Origin of the sequence: Rhodococcus sp. ARC_M5, from assembly GCF_022810405.1 — a bacterium.
Taxonomy (GTDB): domain Bacteria; phylum Actinomycetota; class Actinomycetes; order Mycobacteriales; family Mycobacteriaceae; genus Rhodococcoides; species Rhodococcoides navarretei.
The window spans coordinates 47128-63428 of sequence record NZ_JALGQE010000004.1; the positions used below are offsets into that span (position 1 = coordinate 47128).

General features: G+C 65.3%; 12 protein-coding genes. 9 read left to right on the forward strand and 3 right to left on the reverse strand.

All coding sequences use genetic code 11. The features are described 5' to 3' along the window. Nucleotides 1-13: 13 nt before the first annotated feature. The 8 genes from MTX34_RS07665 (at nt 14) to MTX34_RS07700 (ending at nt 10125) form a co-directional block, all read left to right on the forward strand. The gene (locus MTX34_RS07665; protein ID WP_243608984.1) at nt 14-1552 is read left to right on the forward strand and encodes a lipopolysaccharide biosynthesis protein; all 1539 of its coding nucleotides are present in this window, start codon (nt 14-16) and stop codon (nt 1550-1552) included. Continuing rightward, nucleotides 1549-2829 (forward strand): hypothetical protein, encoded by a 1281-nt coding sequence (locus tag MTX34_RS07670; protein WP_243608985.1) that lies wholly within the window; start codon nt 1549-1551, stop codon nt 2827-2829. The genes MTX34_RS07665 and MTX34_RS07670 overlap by 4 nt, the downstream gene beginning before the upstream one ends. Next, nucleotides 2826-3539, forward strand: a complete 714-nt coding sequence (locus MTX34_RS07675; protein WP_243608986.1) for a DUF998 domain-containing protein — start codon at nt 2826-2828, stop codon at nt 3537-3539. Before MTX34_RS07670 ends, MTX34_RS07675 begins: the two co-directional genes overlap by 4 nt. Beyond that, the gene (locus MTX34_RS07680; RefSeq protein WP_243608987.1) at nt 3536-4513 is read left to right on the forward strand and encodes a glycoside hydrolase family 16 protein; all 978 of its coding nucleotides are present in this window, start codon (nt 3536-3538) and stop codon (nt 4511-4513) included. Before MTX34_RS07675 ends, MTX34_RS07680 begins: the two co-directional genes overlap by 4 nt. A gap of 62 nt (nt 4514-4575) precedes the next feature. Then, nucleotides 4576-5862 carry a glycosyltransferase family 2 protein gene (locus tag MTX34_RS07685; RefSeq protein ID WP_243608988.1) on the forward strand — a complete coding sequence of 429 codons (1287 nt, stop codon included), beginning with the start codon at nt 4576-4578 and terminating at the stop codon, nt 5860-5862. 16 nt (nt 5863-5878) lie between these two features. Next, nucleotides 5879-8095 (forward strand): hypothetical protein, encoded by a 2217-nt coding sequence (locus MTX34_RS07690; RefSeq protein ID WP_243608989.1) that lies wholly within the window; start codon nt 5879-5881, stop codon nt 8093-8095. Nucleotides 8096-8308: 213 nt separating this feature from the next. Further along, a complete protein-coding gene (locus MTX34_RS07695; protein WP_243608990.1) occupies nt 8309-9166 on the forward strand; it encodes a glycosyltransferase family 2 protein in 858 nt (285 codons plus the stop codon). Further along, on the forward strand, nt 9163-10125 hold the full coding sequence (locus MTX34_RS07700) for a glycosyltransferase family 2 protein (protein WP_243608991.1): 963 nt from the start codon (nt 9163-9165) through the stop codon (nt 10123-10125). Before MTX34_RS07695 ends, MTX34_RS07700 begins: the two co-directional genes overlap by 4 nt. A 28-nt stretch (nt 10126-10153) precedes the next feature. On the opposite strand, the gene MTX34_RS07705 is transcribed toward MTX34_RS07700, so the two are convergent. Further along, a complete protein-coding gene (locus tag MTX34_RS07705) occupies nt 10154-12574 on the reverse strand; it encodes a glycoside hydrolase family 2 protein (protein WP_243608992.1) in 2421 nt (806 codons plus the stop codon). After that, nucleotides 12571-13575: a DUF1839 family protein gene (locus tag MTX34_RS07710; protein WP_243608993.1), complete on the reverse strand. Its 1005-nt coding sequence runs from the start codon at nt 13573-13575 to the stop codon at nt 12571-12573. Before MTX34_RS07710 ends, MTX34_RS07705 begins: the two co-directional genes overlap by 4 nt. Nucleotides 13576-13934: 359 nt before the next feature. On the opposite strand from MTX34_RS07710, the gene MTX34_RS07715 reads away from it, so the two are divergent. After that, nucleotides 13935-14873, forward strand: a complete 939-nt coding sequence (locus MTX34_RS07715) for an endonuclease/exonuclease/phosphatase family protein (RefSeq protein ID WP_243608994.1) — start codon at nt 13935-13937, stop codon at nt 14871-14873. A gap of 12 nt (nt 14874-14885) precedes the next feature. Here MTX34_RS07715 and MTX34_RS07720 read toward each other — a convergent pair whose 3' ends face one another. Beyond that, nucleotides 14886-16241, reverse strand: a complete 1356-nt coding sequence (locus tag MTX34_RS07720; protein ID WP_243596739.1) for an Hsp70 family protein — start codon at nt 16239-16241, stop codon at nt 14886-14888. Nucleotides 16242-16301: the final 60 nt, after the last annotated feature.

Below are 16301 nucleotides of genomic sequence, written 5' to 3' on the forward strand. Positions count from 1 at the left end.
GAACAGCCCGACGATGCCGGTGCCGACCGTGCCTCGGCACAATCCCGTCCACTCGGTCGATGTTCCTGCCGACGTCGTCGAGCAGGCGCCACCCGAGACGGGACCGGGATCGAAGGCCTCCGATCGCAACCTCGCGCTCAACTCGATGGCCCTGATGCTCTCCACTGTCATCACCGGCGCGTTGGGATTGTTGTTCTGGGCTGCGGCCGGACGGCTCTACCCCGTTGCCGAGGTCGGCAGCGCGTCGGCGGTCATCACGTCCGCGGTGATGCTCTCGACACTGTCCAACCTCAGCCTCGGTTCGATGTACGAGCGGTTTCTCCCGATCTCGGGTCGGCTCGCGAAGTCCTTCATCGTGCGCGGATACATCACGGTCACCGCGTTCGCGTTCGTACTCGGTGGCGGGTTCCTGCTGGTTGCTCCGGTGGACGAGATGTTCACCAACACTGCCGAAATCGTCTCGTTCCCGTTCTTCGTCGCGGTACTCGCCGTGTTCGCACTCCAGGATCAGACCTCGTCCGGTCTCGGCGTCGCACGCTGGGCGGCGGGCAAGAACGTCTTCCATGCCGTCGTCAAATTCGTGTTGCTGTTGGCGCTCTTCTCCACCGAGCGCAGTACCTCGATCATTTCCGCCTGGGCAGTCCCCGCCATCGTGGCGTCGATCTTCGTCCTGCGTGCGATCTTCAAGAACCTTCGTACCGAGCAGCGGTACGCAGGCAAGCCGGATCTGCCGCCCAGGCGCGAGATGTGGTCCTACTTCGGCTCGGCGTACGGCATCACCGCACTCGGCTCGCTCGCTCCGCTGCTCGTACCGATGATCGTCGTCGCCACCCTCGGTGCCGAACAGAACGCGTACTTCTCCCTCACCTGGTCGATCGTCAGCGCCCTCTACATCCTGATCAGCGTGCTGATCGGCCCGTACGTGGCCGAGGTGGCGGCTCACCCCGCGCAGTTCCACCGCCTCACCAAACGATTCATGACACTCGTGTGCATCGTCGCGGTGGGAGGGTCGATCTTCCTGGCGTTCGTCGCACCGTTCGGTCTCGGATTGATCGGCCAGGGCTACCGCGATCAGGGCACCATCATCGTGCAGCTGGCCGCGCTGACCATCCCGCTCTCCGTCGTCGGATCCCTGTACGACGGTTTGGCTCGTGTGCGTCGACGCATGCGTCTGGCCGTGATCGTGCAGGTGGTGGCCACCTCGATCATCATCGGCGGGTCGGTGGCACTGTCGTCGTCGATGGGCATCGCGGCTGTCGGCTGGGCCTACCTCGCTGCCGAGGCGTTCGGTGCCGTCGTGTTGATCGTGCCGCTCGTCCGCTGGATTCGTGAATTGTCCGCCGGCAGCGACGGCGAATCCGACGACGATCCAGGACCGGCGGGCTCACCCGGACCGCACGGGCCGATCGAGGATCACGACGCCGGTTCGCGGCCCCGAGAACCCCGACAGAGCGAACCTCCTCGTCGCGAGCGTCAGGACGGTCCGCCGCAGCACGACCAACCGTCACCGCGTCGCATTCCGGTCCACGCTCAACACAGGACGGCACCATGACCGAGACCTATCGCGCCAGTTCGTTGGACATGCTGCGGTCCGATTCTCGAATCGTGACCGTGTTGGGGCCTGCGGATTTCGGCGATCTCGCACGAGTGCAGAACCGCGTGCTCGCTTTGGCATCCCTCGGTCCTGCGACTCGACTGGGACTGCGGGCCGACCATTCTTCGGCAGGCTGGAGCTACGAGCCCGGACGGGTCCTCGAGCACATCACCGAGGGTCCCGCCGTCGACCGGCAGCAGTTGACCAAGGAACTCACCGAGTTCTCGCACGCGTCGAGGCCCGAGATTCCCCTCCGGATTCGGCTGGCCGGCCGCTACCTGTTCCTCGATCTCAACCACGGTCTCGGCGACGCTCTGCTGCCGGTCGACCTGTTCGCGTACCTGGCCGACGCAACTCCCGATGCACCGTTCCCGGCCTGGGCCAGTAGCGCAGTCGACGGTCATCCGCTTCGAAAAGCACTGCTGCGCTGGATCGTTCGCAACCCGAGGAAGGTAGTCGACACGATCTACGGCCGCGTTCGTCCCGGCACCGTTCCCGAAGCCGCCGACCGGTTCGGCATATCCGACGCCGCATCGCAGACGGCATTTCGGCCCTGGGCACCCTCCGCCGCGGTGGCCACGGCGGTGACCCGGCAGGGGACCACCGACGCGATCCGCCGGTGGCGAGAAACCCATCTGCCCGGCGCGAGCGTCAGTGCGGTGATGTGCGCCGCCGTGGCCACAGCGTTCGCACGTACATCTTTTCCCGTCGATCGGTCAGCAGCTTTTCTGTTCGACTGCCGCCGCTACCTTCCGCCGTCGACCGTCGTTCTCGGGAATTTCGCTGCCGGGATCGGGTTCTCCGACATCGATCCCACCTCGGCCAGGGAAGTACACGACGCGTTGTCCGGGGCCATCGCCAAGGGCCGTCCGATCGCCTCGGCGACGATCAGCACCATCAAGTACAAGCGCGAACAGAAGGCCGTGTCCGGGGTGTTCGACGACCGCGTGCCGGTGCAGCCGAAGGTCAGACTCATGTACTCCGATGTCGGTCGAGTCCGGCAGCTGGAGCAGGTCTCCTGGTGTGCCGAGCCTGCCGACCGTGCCTTCTTCGTGATCGCCGATCCGGGCCGACCGGAGTCGGTGATGATCACGATGGAAACCATCGGTTCGGTCGTGTTCGTCTCGGCGTCGTTCCACGACAACGTTTTCGACAGCCACATGGTGCATGCCGCACTCGGTCTCGTCGCAGCCGACCCCCTCGCATTGCTCGCCCCTCAGGAGAAGACCGCATGACCACCGCAGCGAAGCGCCCCACGAAACCCGAAGCCAAGCGCCCCACGTCGAACACCATCGCACGGTCGGCTCCGTCGAGATCGGGCTTCGTCGCCCATGTCGCTCGCTGGGCGGGCCTGTCGGTGGTGCAGTTCGTCCTCGTCGAGTACATCGTGTCGGCCACGTGGCGCGGGCTCTACAGCTACCGGAACAACTACATCAGCGAGCTCGGCATTCCGTTCTGCGGGCCCACCGGCAACTGGCCGTGCAGCGAGCTCTACGTTCTCCTCAACGCCTCGATGGTGCTGTTCGGTCTGGCGATCGCGGCAGTGGGCGGATCCTGGTACATCGTCCGCCGGATCGATGGCAGAGCTGCGTCGTTCTTCGTCGTCGCAGGTGTCGGCGCCATCACCGCGGGCGTGGTCAATCAGGGCGTGAACTACCCGATCCACTCGTTCGGCGCCACCGTGTTCTTCGTCTTCGGCAACTTCGGCCTCGTCATCGCCGGTGGGCACCCGAGCCTGCGACGCAGCATCCGCGTCGCGGTCACCGCGCTCGGTGCCGTCGGCCTGGCCGGCTACTTCGCCTACATGAGCGGTCACGAATTCGGACTCGGCATCGGTTCCATGGAACGCATCGCCACCTATGCCCTGCTCGTAGGCGTAGTCGTACTGTCGGTCTCGCAGTTCAACGCGACGCGGGCACCGAAGACCGTCGACGAGACCGCGTGAATCGTCACGCCGCATCGAGCCGAGAGTCCGGAACGAGGACAGTCGAGGTATCGCGGCTACCCGGAACCGGGCTCATCGTCGAGCGTCCGCGACGTCGCCTGCCGTCTGTGCTGGCGTTCCTGATCGTGCTCGGCTTGGTCGCCACCGGCACCGTGTACGGGCTCTCCCAACGCTCGGACGGAGCAGACATCGAGAGCGAGTCCATCGCCAACGGCACCGGGTCGACGACGTCACAGTCCGACACCGCTGCGGCCAAGCCCGGATACACCGTCTACGACGACTTCTCGGGGACGGCCGGCGATGCGGTGGCGGACGACCGATGGAGTCACGACGTCGGACAGACCGGATGGGGCAACAACGAGAAGCAGAACTACACCGATTCGACCGAGAACTCGTCTCTCGACGGAGACGGCAACATGGTCGTCAACGCGTTGCGCAACGGTGACGGCTACACCTCGGCCCGGGTGACCACCAAGGACAAGTTCGAGTTCACCTACGGCCGCATCGAAGCTCGGATCGAGATGCCGGCCGGAGCAGGCCTGCATCCGGCATTCTGGATGCTCGGTACCGACCTGGACTCCGTCGGCTGGCCCCTGTCCGGCGAGATCGACATCATGGAGACCCTGAACCAGGCCGATCAGTACCACACCGGAATCCATGCGCCCCAGCCGGATTCGTTGACCAGCCAGAAGGTGGATGCAGGCGGGATTCCGCCGGAGCCGCTGTCGGAGAACTTCCACACCTACTGGGTCGAGCGATCACCGGGCCGGGTGACCACCGGAATCGACGACACCACCCTGGCCACCATCACCCCGGCCGACCTGATCGGCGGTGCCGACTACTGGGTCTTCGACAAGCCGTTCTTCCTGCTGTTCAACGTCGCCGTCGCCGGCGACTGGCCCGGCCCCACCGACGACTCGACGCCGTTCCCGGCGACCATGAAGGTCGACTGGGTGCGGTATCGCGCCGACTGAGACCTCGCCGACCGAGACCTCGCTGAATCCGACCCGACGTGTCACCCGAAAGGACCCCCTCCGTGTTACCTCCCGCGCTCCCCAGACTCCAGTCTCCCGAGTGGGACGGTGCTGTGTGGATCGGTGACATCGACCTGGAGCAGGATCTTCCCCTCTCCCTCGCTCTCGACGATTCCGACGGTTATCGCCGTGCCCGGCTGTTGATCCGACGCGGCCTCGATCCACTCGGCTTCGTCGAACTCGATGTCGTCGACGGCGCGGTCACGGCGGCAGATGTACGACGGGCGGCGATGTCGCTCGCCCAGGTTCCGATGCCCGACGCTCTGCCCGACCCCGACCGGGCGCTACCGCCGATCACCGTGGTGATCTGCACCCGCGACCGAGTCGATCATCTGAAGGGCGCGCTGGCATCGGTGTCGGGCCTGGACTACCCCGACTTCGAGGTGGTCGTCGTCGACAATGCGTCCCCGACCGACGCCACTCAGCAGTATGTTCGCGGGCTGGGCGACCCGCGCGTTCGCGTCGTGTCCGAGCCGACGCCAGGCCTGTCGAGGGCCAGGAACACGGGGTTGCGGGCCGCGCAGCACGACATCGTGGCATTCACCGACGACGACGTCGCCGTCGACGCCAAATGGTTGCGCAGCATCGCGCGCGGCTTCGGGCGGACCGATGGGGTCACGTGCGTGTCCGGCATCGTGCCGAGCGGCGAGATCAGGACTCAGGCGCAGGCGTACTTCGATCGCCGCGTCGGGTGGGCGAGTTCGGTCACGCCTCGGGTGTACGACCTGAAGAATCCGCCTGCCGATGTACCGCTGTTTCCGTTCCAGGTGGGGATGTACGGAACCGGAGCCAATTTTGCGGTCGCCCGAGAGCGGATGTTCGATCTGGGCGGATTCGACGAGTCGCTGGGAGTCGGCTCTCCGACCAACGGCGGGGAGGACCTCGACATGTTCTTCCGGGTTCTGATGGCCGGCGACAAGCTGGTCTACGAGCCGGCCGCCATCGTGTGGCACCGGCACCGCGCCGACTCCGAAGCACTGGCGGTGCAAGCCCGCGGTTACGGTCTCGGCCTCGGTGCGTGGCTGTACACCGTCGCGACGAACCGCAGATCGGCGACGCTGGCCGCCACGGTCGCCGTCCGCCGACTCGGCAGCGCCATTCGCCTGTCCGCCAAGATGAGCAAGGTCGCCTCACCTCCCGACGATCTCGCTGCCGATCTGCCCGACGGCATCGGCCGAATGGAATTGCTGTCCATCGCCAAGGGTCCTGCGGCCATTCGCCGCAGCAGGCGCGAAGGTCGCGAACGCACTCCTCTGGCGGGGGTGAGCCGTGAGCCGGTCCTCGACTGATTCCGGATTCCGGTCCATGGCGGATCTACGGCACACACTGTTCGTCCCGTCCGAGTGGACCTTCGACTGGCCCGTCGGCACCACCGACTCCGCTGCAGGCACACGCAGGCGTGCGGGCAGCCGACTGCGCTACTCCGACATCAGCGTGCTCGCCGCACTGTCCGGCCTGACCTCGATGATCGCACTGCCGACGCTCGTTCGCGTCGTCCTGCTCGCGGTCCTGCTGTTCTTCGGTCCAGGTGCCGCGATCCTGTCGTGGGTCCGCATTCCTCGCACTGCGGTCCCTGCGGCACTGCCGATTCTGAGCATCTCGGTGGTGACGCTGATGGTGTCGGTGGCGATGTGGGGATACCGCTGGTCGCCCCGGATGTGGACGTTGTTGCTGTGCGTGGCCCTGATCGGCTCGTCGGTGTTGTGGTACCGCAAGCACGGCCGCCCCGACCTGTCGTGGTGGATCGCGCGGGCACGTGAGGTCGTCGCACCGTCGTCGCGAACGGCAGCGATCACCTCGGTCCGGTTCGCGCTGACCGACCGAGAGACGCTGCGACGCAATGTGGCCGGCCTGATGCTGGCGCTGGCGTTCTTCCTGTGGCTACCGCTGCTGCCGGGTCTCGAGCGCGCGACGTACTCGCAGTTCGGGTTGCTGACCGCCGGAACCGGCCCAGGGCTCGTACTGTGCATGATGCTGATCATGGCGGCGTTCCTGATCGCGCTGCGACGTCGTCAGCTGCGCACCATGCTTGCCGCGATCGGCCTGGCCATCGTGGTTCAGCGATTCACGGTCACCCTCGTCACCTCCGCTCCGATCTACGACTGGACGTACAAGCACGTCGCGGTCACCGAGTTCGTCCTGGACATGAACCGGCTGACTCCGACCGGTGTCGACATCTACAGCGAGTGGCCCAGCTTCTTCCTCGTATCCGCCTGGTTCCAACACGTCACCGGATACGACACGCTCTCCCTGGCGCACGTGTTCGCGCCGATGGTCCACGTGGTTCTCGCCGCGGCCGTCTACGGACTGGCACGGGTGATGAAGTTCGACAAACGCGCGGCGATCACGGCGGCGATGCTCGCCGAGGTCATCAACTGGGTGGGTCAGGACTACTACTCACCGCAGGCGTGGGCCGTACTGCTCGCCGTGGGCTTCCTGGCGCTGCTGATGTCCTCGACGCTCACCAGGTCCGCGGCATTCCTGTCGATCGTTCCGTTCGCCGCGCTGGTGCCCACGCACCAGCTGACTCCGTACTGGTTGATGGCCGTGACCGGCGTTCTGCTGGTGACCCGACGCGCCAAGCCGTGGTGGCTGATGATTCCGCTCGGCATCATCCTGTTGGGATACCTGTATCCGCGATTGCCGATCGTGGCACCGTACGGACTGTTCCAGGGGTTCGATCCCGTGCAGAACGCAGCGAGCAACGTCAAGGAAGAAGGGGTGCTCGGCAAGCAGATCACGTCTCTGGTCTGCCGCGCCCTGTCCGGCGGGGTGTTCGCGCTGGCGTTCGTCTCGGCGATCTACGCCTGGCGTACGAAGAAGACGTTCTGGGCACCGATGGTGATGGCATTCGGATCGATCATGTTGCTCGCCGGGCAGAGTTACGGCGGCGAGGCGATCTTCCGGGTGTACCTCTACGCGATTCCCGGCTGCGTTCTGTTGATCACTCCACTGTTCCTGGCGCTGTTCGACCGTGAGCCGCCCCAGGATCGACCGTCCAGGGCCCGCAGGATCACTGCCCGGACCTCTGTCGCAGTTGCCGTGGCCGGAGCGCTCGGATCAGCCGTGCTGGGTTTGCAGAGCTACTTCGGTCTGTGGCCGATCGTGCTCGAGCATCGCGAACAGATCGACGACGCCCGCGCGGTGGCAGCACAGGCACCGCCGGGTACCTCGGTGACGATGTTGTACTCCACGGGCTACCCGGCCAGGTCCACGTCGGACTACGGCCGCCTGACCGAGGCCGACGACTACTGGGACGTTCCCCTCTATGCGCTGGGCCCGGAGTACATGGAGGGCTTTCCGACACCCGCGAAGCTCGGCGATCTCGACTACAAGGCGTCGAGCAGCGACACCCCCACATACATGGTTCTGACTCGTCAGTCGCTCGAAGCGATGCAGTACTACGGATTCGTCGCCGACGATTCGGTCGCGCGTTTCCGACAGTGGCTCGCCACCAACTCGGCGTGGTCGGTTCGGTACGCGGACACCAACACGATCGTCTACCAGTACCGATCCAGCTGATCGAATCACAAACTATGACGTGCATCTCCAAACAGTCTTTCGGATTGTTTGTTTGCAGCTTGACAATCTCCTAGCTTCTTTTAAGCTTGCTTTCAGTCAAAGGAAACAGGTTCTTACGCTTCGGACCGAACGCGAAGACACTGTCTGTGGATGCGGCGGGGGTCGATTCACGGAGTTCGGAGACATCTGCCCACCGCACTCGACCCATGTGGAATGGATATGTTGAATCGTAAGAATCCCCGCGTCAGTGTCGTCATCCCGACGCTCAACGAGGCCGCAAACCTTCGTCACGTCCTCCCACTGCTCTCCCACGACTACGAGCTCGTGCTGGTCGACGGTGGGTCCATCGACGGCACCATCGATGCCGCTCGCGAGATTCGCGGCGACATTCGGATCATCAAGCAGACCCGCAAGGGCAAGGGCAACGCGCTCGCCTGCGGCTTCGAAGCTGCCACCGGCGACATCATCGTCATGTTCGATGCCGACGGCTCCGCCGATGCGGCCGAGATCCCGCGTTTCGTCGACGCCTTGATCGCCGGTGCCGACTTCGCCAAGGGCAGCCGGTTCTGCGAGGGTGGCGGAAGCCACGACATCACCCCGTTGCGACGCGCCGGAAACGGTGGCCTGCATCTGGTGGCCAACACGCTCTTCGGAACGCGCTTCTCGGATCTCTGCTACGGCTACAACGCCTTCTGGCGCGATCTGGTGCCGGTCCTCGACCTGCCCGTCGTCGATCAGCCGGGTGCCGAAGGCATGATGCTGTGGGGCGACGGTTTCGAGATCGAGACCATCATCAACTGCCGCTTCGCCGAGGCGTCCGTGCGGATCGAGGAAGTCCCGAGTGTCGAGCTGGCCCGCATCTACGGCCAGAGCAACCTGCGCACCTTCTCCGACGGCTTCCGCGTGCTACGCACCCTGATGACCGAGCGCATGCGCGCACGCAAGATCTCTCGCAAGTCCATCGTCCGCCCGTCGCGAGAGTCGATCGATGCGCGTACCGACATGGACCTCGAGTTCGAGGCTCTGCAGTCCTACAACGAGGTTCTCGAGCTTCGCGAGAAAACGGCGTGAGTCTGCCGACTTCGTCGGTTGTCATCTGCGCGTACACGTTGGCTCGGTGGACCGAACTCCGGGCCGCCGTGCTGGCCGTCCTCGATCAGGATGTGCCTGCCGAAGAACTGATCATTGTCATCGATCACAATGCGCAGTTGGCCGAGCGCGCACGCGCCGAATTCTTGCCGCTGCACCGAACCGTGAACGTGGTGGACAACAACCACCCTCGCGGCCTCTCGGGAGCGCGCAACACCTCGCTCGACCTTGCCAGCGGTGAGATCGTCGTGTTCCTGGACGATGATGCATCACCGCGCACCACAGAGTGGCTCGGAGCCATTCTGTCCCATTACTCGGACGATGCCGTGTACGCCGTTGGGGGCTCTGCATACCCGGTATGGCCGGACAAACGTCCGGCCTTCCTACCGGCCGAGGTAGTGGGTGAACCCGGCGAACTCGATTGGGTCGTCGGGTGCACCTACCGCGGGCAGCCAACGGAAACCGCTCAGGTCCGCAATCTCATGGGCGCGAACATGTCGTTCCGCCGTGAGCCCGTCGTCGCGCTCGGGGGATTCGTCTCCGGCATCGGCCGGATCGGGCGTGTCCCGCTCGGCTGCGAGGAGACGGAATTGTGCATCCGGCTGCGGCAGACGCATCCCGATGCACAGATCGTGTTCGATCCCTCGATCGTCGTCGACCACACGGTCAGTGCAGACCGCACTCGTCCGCGCTATCTCATCACGCGCAGTTACGCCGAGGGCGTCTCAAAGGCCGCCATCGCCCGATTGATCGGTGCCGAGGACGCACTGTCGTCGGAGCGTGCGTACACCGCCAAGATCCTGCCTCGCGCAGTCGGTCGCGAAACCAGTGCTGCCGCCCGTGGCAATCCGGTGCGCGCCTGGGGTGCGATGGCCGTGGTAGCCAGTGTCGGCGCAGCCGGAATCGGCTATGCGCGTGGAAAGCTCAGCACGAGCCGCTAGCGGCAGGTGCACAAAAGTTCGTAGCCCACTACGAATTTCCACTCACGACCTTCGGCACCACCGAGGCCCGCTCCACACTGTTCAGCGCACGCACATGTCCGCGCGGTGCACTCGCGTCACGTCCGACCAGCGTCAGCGTACGAGGTTCGTTCGGTGCCAGATGGAACCACGAGTCGGACGCCTCGAATCCGTCGATGTCGACGCAGACGTACTGCGCCGGCCAGCGGGACAGGACAGTCAATTCCCATGTTCCAGAATATTTTTCGACGACCTCTGCGCTCAATCCCACCGTGTTCTGACGGCTCTGCGCACCGACGAGGGCGGTGGTTCGGGTCACCTCGACGCCATCGTCGTTCAGAAACAGCACGGTGACGGCGGAGTAGGTTCGACTGCCGAAACGGTACGCATGGTTGGCATCGGTGAAGGTGCCGACGATGGAGTCCACCGTCAGTGCGATCGACGCGTTCGCCTGCACGGTCACCGCCTGCTCGAACTCGTGACTGCCGCGGGAGGCGTGCAGCACCACTCGGATACTGCCCGAGCATGCCGGTCCGTCGTTGACCAGTTCCACGGAGTAGCCGTCGAGCCCGTTGTCGGACAACAGCAGTGCCAGCGGGGCACTGGCCCGTGCCAACGCATAGAAGGGGGCCTTCGGCACACCGGCGGTATCCACGATGCCCCAGCCGGCACCGGGAACCGAGTCCCGCAACGTGAGCACAAGTGCTCCGGCGCACCCGGAGGATGCCCGACGCCAGTGGCCGAGCGCCTCGGTGAACGCTTCCACGATCGCCGCTCTGCCGTAGTCGAGGTACAGCTCGGCGTCGTCACGGCGAATCAGATGCGGGTCGACGCCGAAGATCGTGCGTACGTAATGATCTCGCACGTCCTCGAAGTCCCAGGACGAGCCGCGATCACGTGGAACTGCCGCCTTCCAGTCCGGGTGGTGACCGGCGACGGCCGCGGACCCGAAGAACTTCTCCACCTGCCCTCGTTCCGGAGGAACCGAGAAGGCGAGGCATTCTGCCGCGAAACGCACTCCTGCAGTGCGGATATCGGATAACGGTCGCAGATAGCCGCCAACCCCGAAGTAGTGCGCGATACCGTCACCCACGTGGGTGTGCAGTTCATCGCTCACCCCGGACGGGCTCGATGTCACGTAGGCGACTCCGGGCAAACGAAGGGCGATGAAGTCTGGAACTGTCTTGTCCAGCAGCACCATTCGCTGATCCTCGGCCGCGAGGCCCAGCATCGTGGGCTGCTGCTGCGTCTCGCTTCCACCGCTGACGACCATCAGAGCCGGGTTCGCCGAGACGGTAGCGGCGAACGCGTCGAGCTCGCGGTCCACCAGCGCCATGTACGCCTCGTCCGTAGGCGGGTCCAGGGTGCCGAACATGACGTCCTGCCACACCATGATGCCCAGTTCGGCGCACAGAAGCCAGAATTCGGGCTGCTCGTAGACCAGGGTTCCGACCACCCGCACCATGTTCAGGCCCGCCGAACGGAGCTGCTCCAGCGCTGCCCGCAGATCTTCTTCCGGCGACCACAGCCGCACCGGATCCAGCGGCGTCCACGTGCCACCGCGGCAGAAGATGGGCTCGCCATTGACCGTCAGTACGGCGCCGCCCTCCGTCCGGTCCAGGTGCACCGTGCGAAACCCCACGACGGCCTGGTGGCGGACGGTGCCGTCGACCTCGAGCGCGACGCGATACGTCCGCGGTCTGCCGTGCGTGTGCGGCCACCAGAGTTCGACGTCGGGCAGCGTCACCGAACGGTCGATGCGCTCGACCGTTCCGAAGTCGAAGCCCTTGTCGTCGATCAGGATTCGGGCCACGCCCGGAGCATCCAGCTCGGCGCGGACCGTGAGGATGCCGTCCGCACCGGACACCGCGGTCGACAGTTCGACTCGACGAACGTCGGGCACCACTGTCATCGACACCGGACGCCACGGTCCGACGGGCACCGGAAGGGGCCCGTACACCGGTGCGCGACCGAGCATCGTGGTCCGCTCGTGTCGCAGCCCCTGCGCGGCGACCAGCGAGGATCGCCACCGACCGCGGGGGCGTCGAGACTTCAGACGTGCAGCCAACGATTCGACGTGGATCGCGATCGCGACGGTGCCTCCACAATCAGTCAGATCCAGAATCTCGGGAACGAAAATCGACGTCACGCTCGCGCGGTGGATGCCATCGATCCAGATCTGTGCACGGGTGGCGATGCCGCCGAACGTCAGCCGCACCCGGCGATGGTCACCGGTGGAGACGTCGGCGACGAACCACCAGTCGTGATCGTCCGGATTCACCGCGAGCGAGTCTCCGAGCGCGGCGGCAACCGTGCCGGGCACCACGGCGTCGAACCACTCGAGATCGTGCGTCAGGTCGCGGGGGTCGAGAACGGAGCCGGCATCGGTTCGGGCCAGCCGCCACCGAGCGCCGTCGAGCAGATCGATCACGTGCCCAATGCACCTGCAACGATGTCCATGGCTGCAGACCAGTTCTTGCTCATCTCGATGAGCGGCTCGTCGAGCACCACATCCCGGCCACGAGCTGCGCGCGCCATTCGGAACTGAACGGCCTTGGCCCCGGACGCGGCGTCGAGGAAGTGCTGTGCGGCATCGGCAACACCCGTCACTCCTCGACCTTCGAGGTACTGCACGTAGTCGGCCGCGAGCTCTGCAGTGGCACCGAACTGACGAAGCAGACCGAACGACCAGAGATGAAATGCGTCGGGCCCCGCGGTCTGCACGAGCGGGATGTCGGCGATGATGCGTCCGGCCAACGCCTCGACCGGGTTGCCGGGAGCTCGGCGAGCCAGGTGCGCGCGAGCGACGTCGAGGTCGCGATCACCGAACCCGGCGTCGAGCACTGTGGAGTCCACCCGGATCTGCTCGACGTACGGCAGCAACACCTCGGCGTGCGGTTCGGGCGCGAGATTGAAGATCCCGTCGAAGTCGGCCCCGGTGAGCTCGAAGTAGCCGCGGTTGTGGAAGTACCCCATCACCTTGCCGTCGCGATCGACGAGGTTGGGGACGATGGTGGTCTTGGTGTGCTGATTGCGGTAGCTGGTCCCTGCGGTGTCGGGCAGCCAGAAGCCGTCGACCTCCACGGTGACGTGGATGCCGTCTTCCAGACCCTCGACGACGTGTTCGAGGACAGGACGCCACACATTCATCTCGGCCACACCGATGCCGTACAGGGTCCGCAGGTCCTCCGGTGCGATTTTCACGAAATCCCACTGCCGCCCGTCGCATCCCGCGCTCAGCACGAAGGCGAGGGCAGGAGTGGGATCGGTGCCGAGAGAATGCAGCACTTCGATCCACAGATCGACATAGCAATTGGTTTCGGTCCAGATGCGGTCGTGATTGTGAATCGGGTGTGGTCGGTAACCGATGGGGTCGAGTTCGAGGACTCGTAGGCTGGTACCCAGCCGGTCCAGCACTGCATCGTTCGACATGAGGTCTCTCCTACCGGATCGAATGTCGGACGGTCCCCGAGCCGCATTTGTCCGTATTGCCTGTATCCAGGTTTCAATCCTAGCGAATCGGTTTGTTCTTCGCACTGGATCGGACGGTAAGATTGTTTTTGCCCGAGGAAACTACTTCCGAGGCCACCACTTCAGCAGCTGCGACATCCGACCCCGGAATCGCGGGCAATCGCAGAGCGAGCAGTCGGTTCCACGCCGGTAATGCCGGTGCGCAGCTTGGTCGTGATTGCACTTACACAGAGGCTCTGAGCTGGGCACATGCCGAGTGTAGACAACACCCGCCACACGTATGCCCAACTCGGGAGCACGCAACAGGAGGTACGAGCGCAATGCGCCGTTTCGTCAGCAGCGCAGCGCTGGTCATCGGCTGGACTCTGGTCGCAGTCACTCTCGGAATGTTCGCCGTCCGCCAGTTCGGTGTGACCGAGATCACTTTTGTGGCGCTCGTCGTCGGAGCGCCGTACCTCGGCGTCGCCTCGATCCTTGCCGTGATCCTGTTCGCCGCAGCACGCTCTCGTCTCGGATCTGCCGTCGCCGTGGTGGTCACTGTCGCCGTCGTCGGCGTTCAGGTCCCGATGTTCCTCGCCGACGGTCCGGACAACACCGGACCGGAACTGTCGGTCCTGACGATCAATGTCGCGCACGGCGACGCCGACGCAGCATCCATCGTCGACGCGGTGCGCAGCAACGACGTCGACATTCTCGCCGTCCAGGAATTGACGCCCGAGGAAGTGACCGATCTGCAGGCAGCGGGCATCGACGAGCTACTCCCATTCTCCTTCACCGCCGCGCTCCCGGTGGCCGACGGCACCGGGCTGTGGAGCCGCACCCCGCTGACCGACGGCACCCGACTCGACAACTTCGGCTTCGTACCGGTGCAGGCCGGCACCACCGTCGACGGACAGGACCTGACCCTCGTCTCGTTCCATGCCATGTCGCCTGCCACGCCGCGACACACCACCGAATGGGACGCCGACCTGGCCAGGATGCGATCGATCATGGAGAGCTACCAGGGCACCGTCATCGTGGCGGGCGATTTCAACGCCACCAATGATCACCGGCAGTTCCGCACCCTGGCCTCGTCGCCGTTCTCCGACGCGGCCGACGCAGCAGGCGCGGGCCTGTTCCGCACGTTCCCTTCGGAGCGCCCGCTCGCACGCCTGGATCATGTGGTGACGAGCGAGAACGTCAGTGCCCTGTCGGTCCAGCCACTCGCAATCCCCGAGAGTGATCACCTGGCGGTTCTCGCCGAGGTCCAGCTGCCCTGAGCCGAAAGCGGGCTAGAAACGCGGCAACTGGATGACCGGTGGCGGCGGCAACTGGATCTGCGGCAGCTGAATCTGCGGAAGGCCGGGGATCAGCGGCGGCGGCGGAGCAGGTGCGGGCGCAGCAGGCGGAACGTACTCGGGCTCGGAGTAGGTGCGCGCCGGAGCCTGCGCGGCCTCGGTTGTGGGCGGCACGGTGGTGGTCGGCGGCGCAGTGGTGGGCGGGACCGTCGTTCTCGGCGTGGTGGGCACCGCCGTGATCGGAGCAGTCGTTTCCGCTGGAGCGCTCGTCGGTTCGGTCGAACCACCGCCGTACCCGAGAGACAATCCCAGAGCCGCGACGGCAACGAGACCACCCGCGACGAGTACCGCTCCACGCACTTTGCGCTTGGAGTCGGCGGGCTTGTCGGCAGCCGGCTCGGGACTCAACCAATCCGGAGCTCCGGTCAGAGACGCTGGATCGGAGGGAGACTGCCGAATCCCGGACTGCGGTGCCGGTCGACGCGGTGCGTCGGCCACGGGAGTCGCCAGAAGTGCCGCCCCGCGGGCAGCCACCGATTCCGGGTCTGCCGGCGTGACGACCGGGAGACCGATCCACGCACCGAGAATCGATTCCACCAGCGGAATGCGTGCGCCGCCGCCGATGAGGAAAAGCGCGTCGACGTGCTTGGGTGAACGACCGATCACGTCACGCACCAACCGCGCCGAGTACTCGATCGGAACGGTCACCAGAGATTCGAATGCCTCGCGCGAGATCAGGATCACGCCGCCGTCGCCGGGCAGGCACACGGCACCGCTGGTCGAGAGCTGCTCCTTGGCCACGCGGCACCGCGCGGTGAATGCACTCAGTTCTTGGTTGTCGGCAATGTCGACGCCCTGCTTGGCGAGCTGGTTGTCCGAGATGAGCCGATCGAAGTCGTCACCGCTGATGTCGATGGTGCGTTCGGCGAGCAGAACCTGCCCGGTGCCGCGGTCGATCACGCTGATCGTCAGCCCGGAGCTGCCGAGATCGTAGAGAGCAATGGTGCCGAAATGTCCCAGCTCACCCGAGGCCTCCAGGTACTGCAATGCCGCACGCGCCTCGGGAACCAGTCGATAGTTGTAGAGCCGCTGGCTCGCCATCGCCTGCTGAATCTCACCGAACTGCTGCTGGTCTCGGTACGCAACGCCGGTCGCCTGCACCGGCCCACCGTCACCGGGCTGCGAGAGCACGACCCCGATCGACTCGGCGGCCAATTCCTCGGCGCGATCCCAGTAGGCATCGACGGTGTCGTGGTGAAAATCGAGGCGACCCGAATTCTGAGGGCGCGCGTCGGGACGGGCCATGCGCACTGCGCTGGCCCCCACCGACACACCGAGAACTTCGGTCATTACCCGCCTTCGGTCGACTTCCCCGTGAACACACGCCGAGACTCGATGTCACGAACCGGT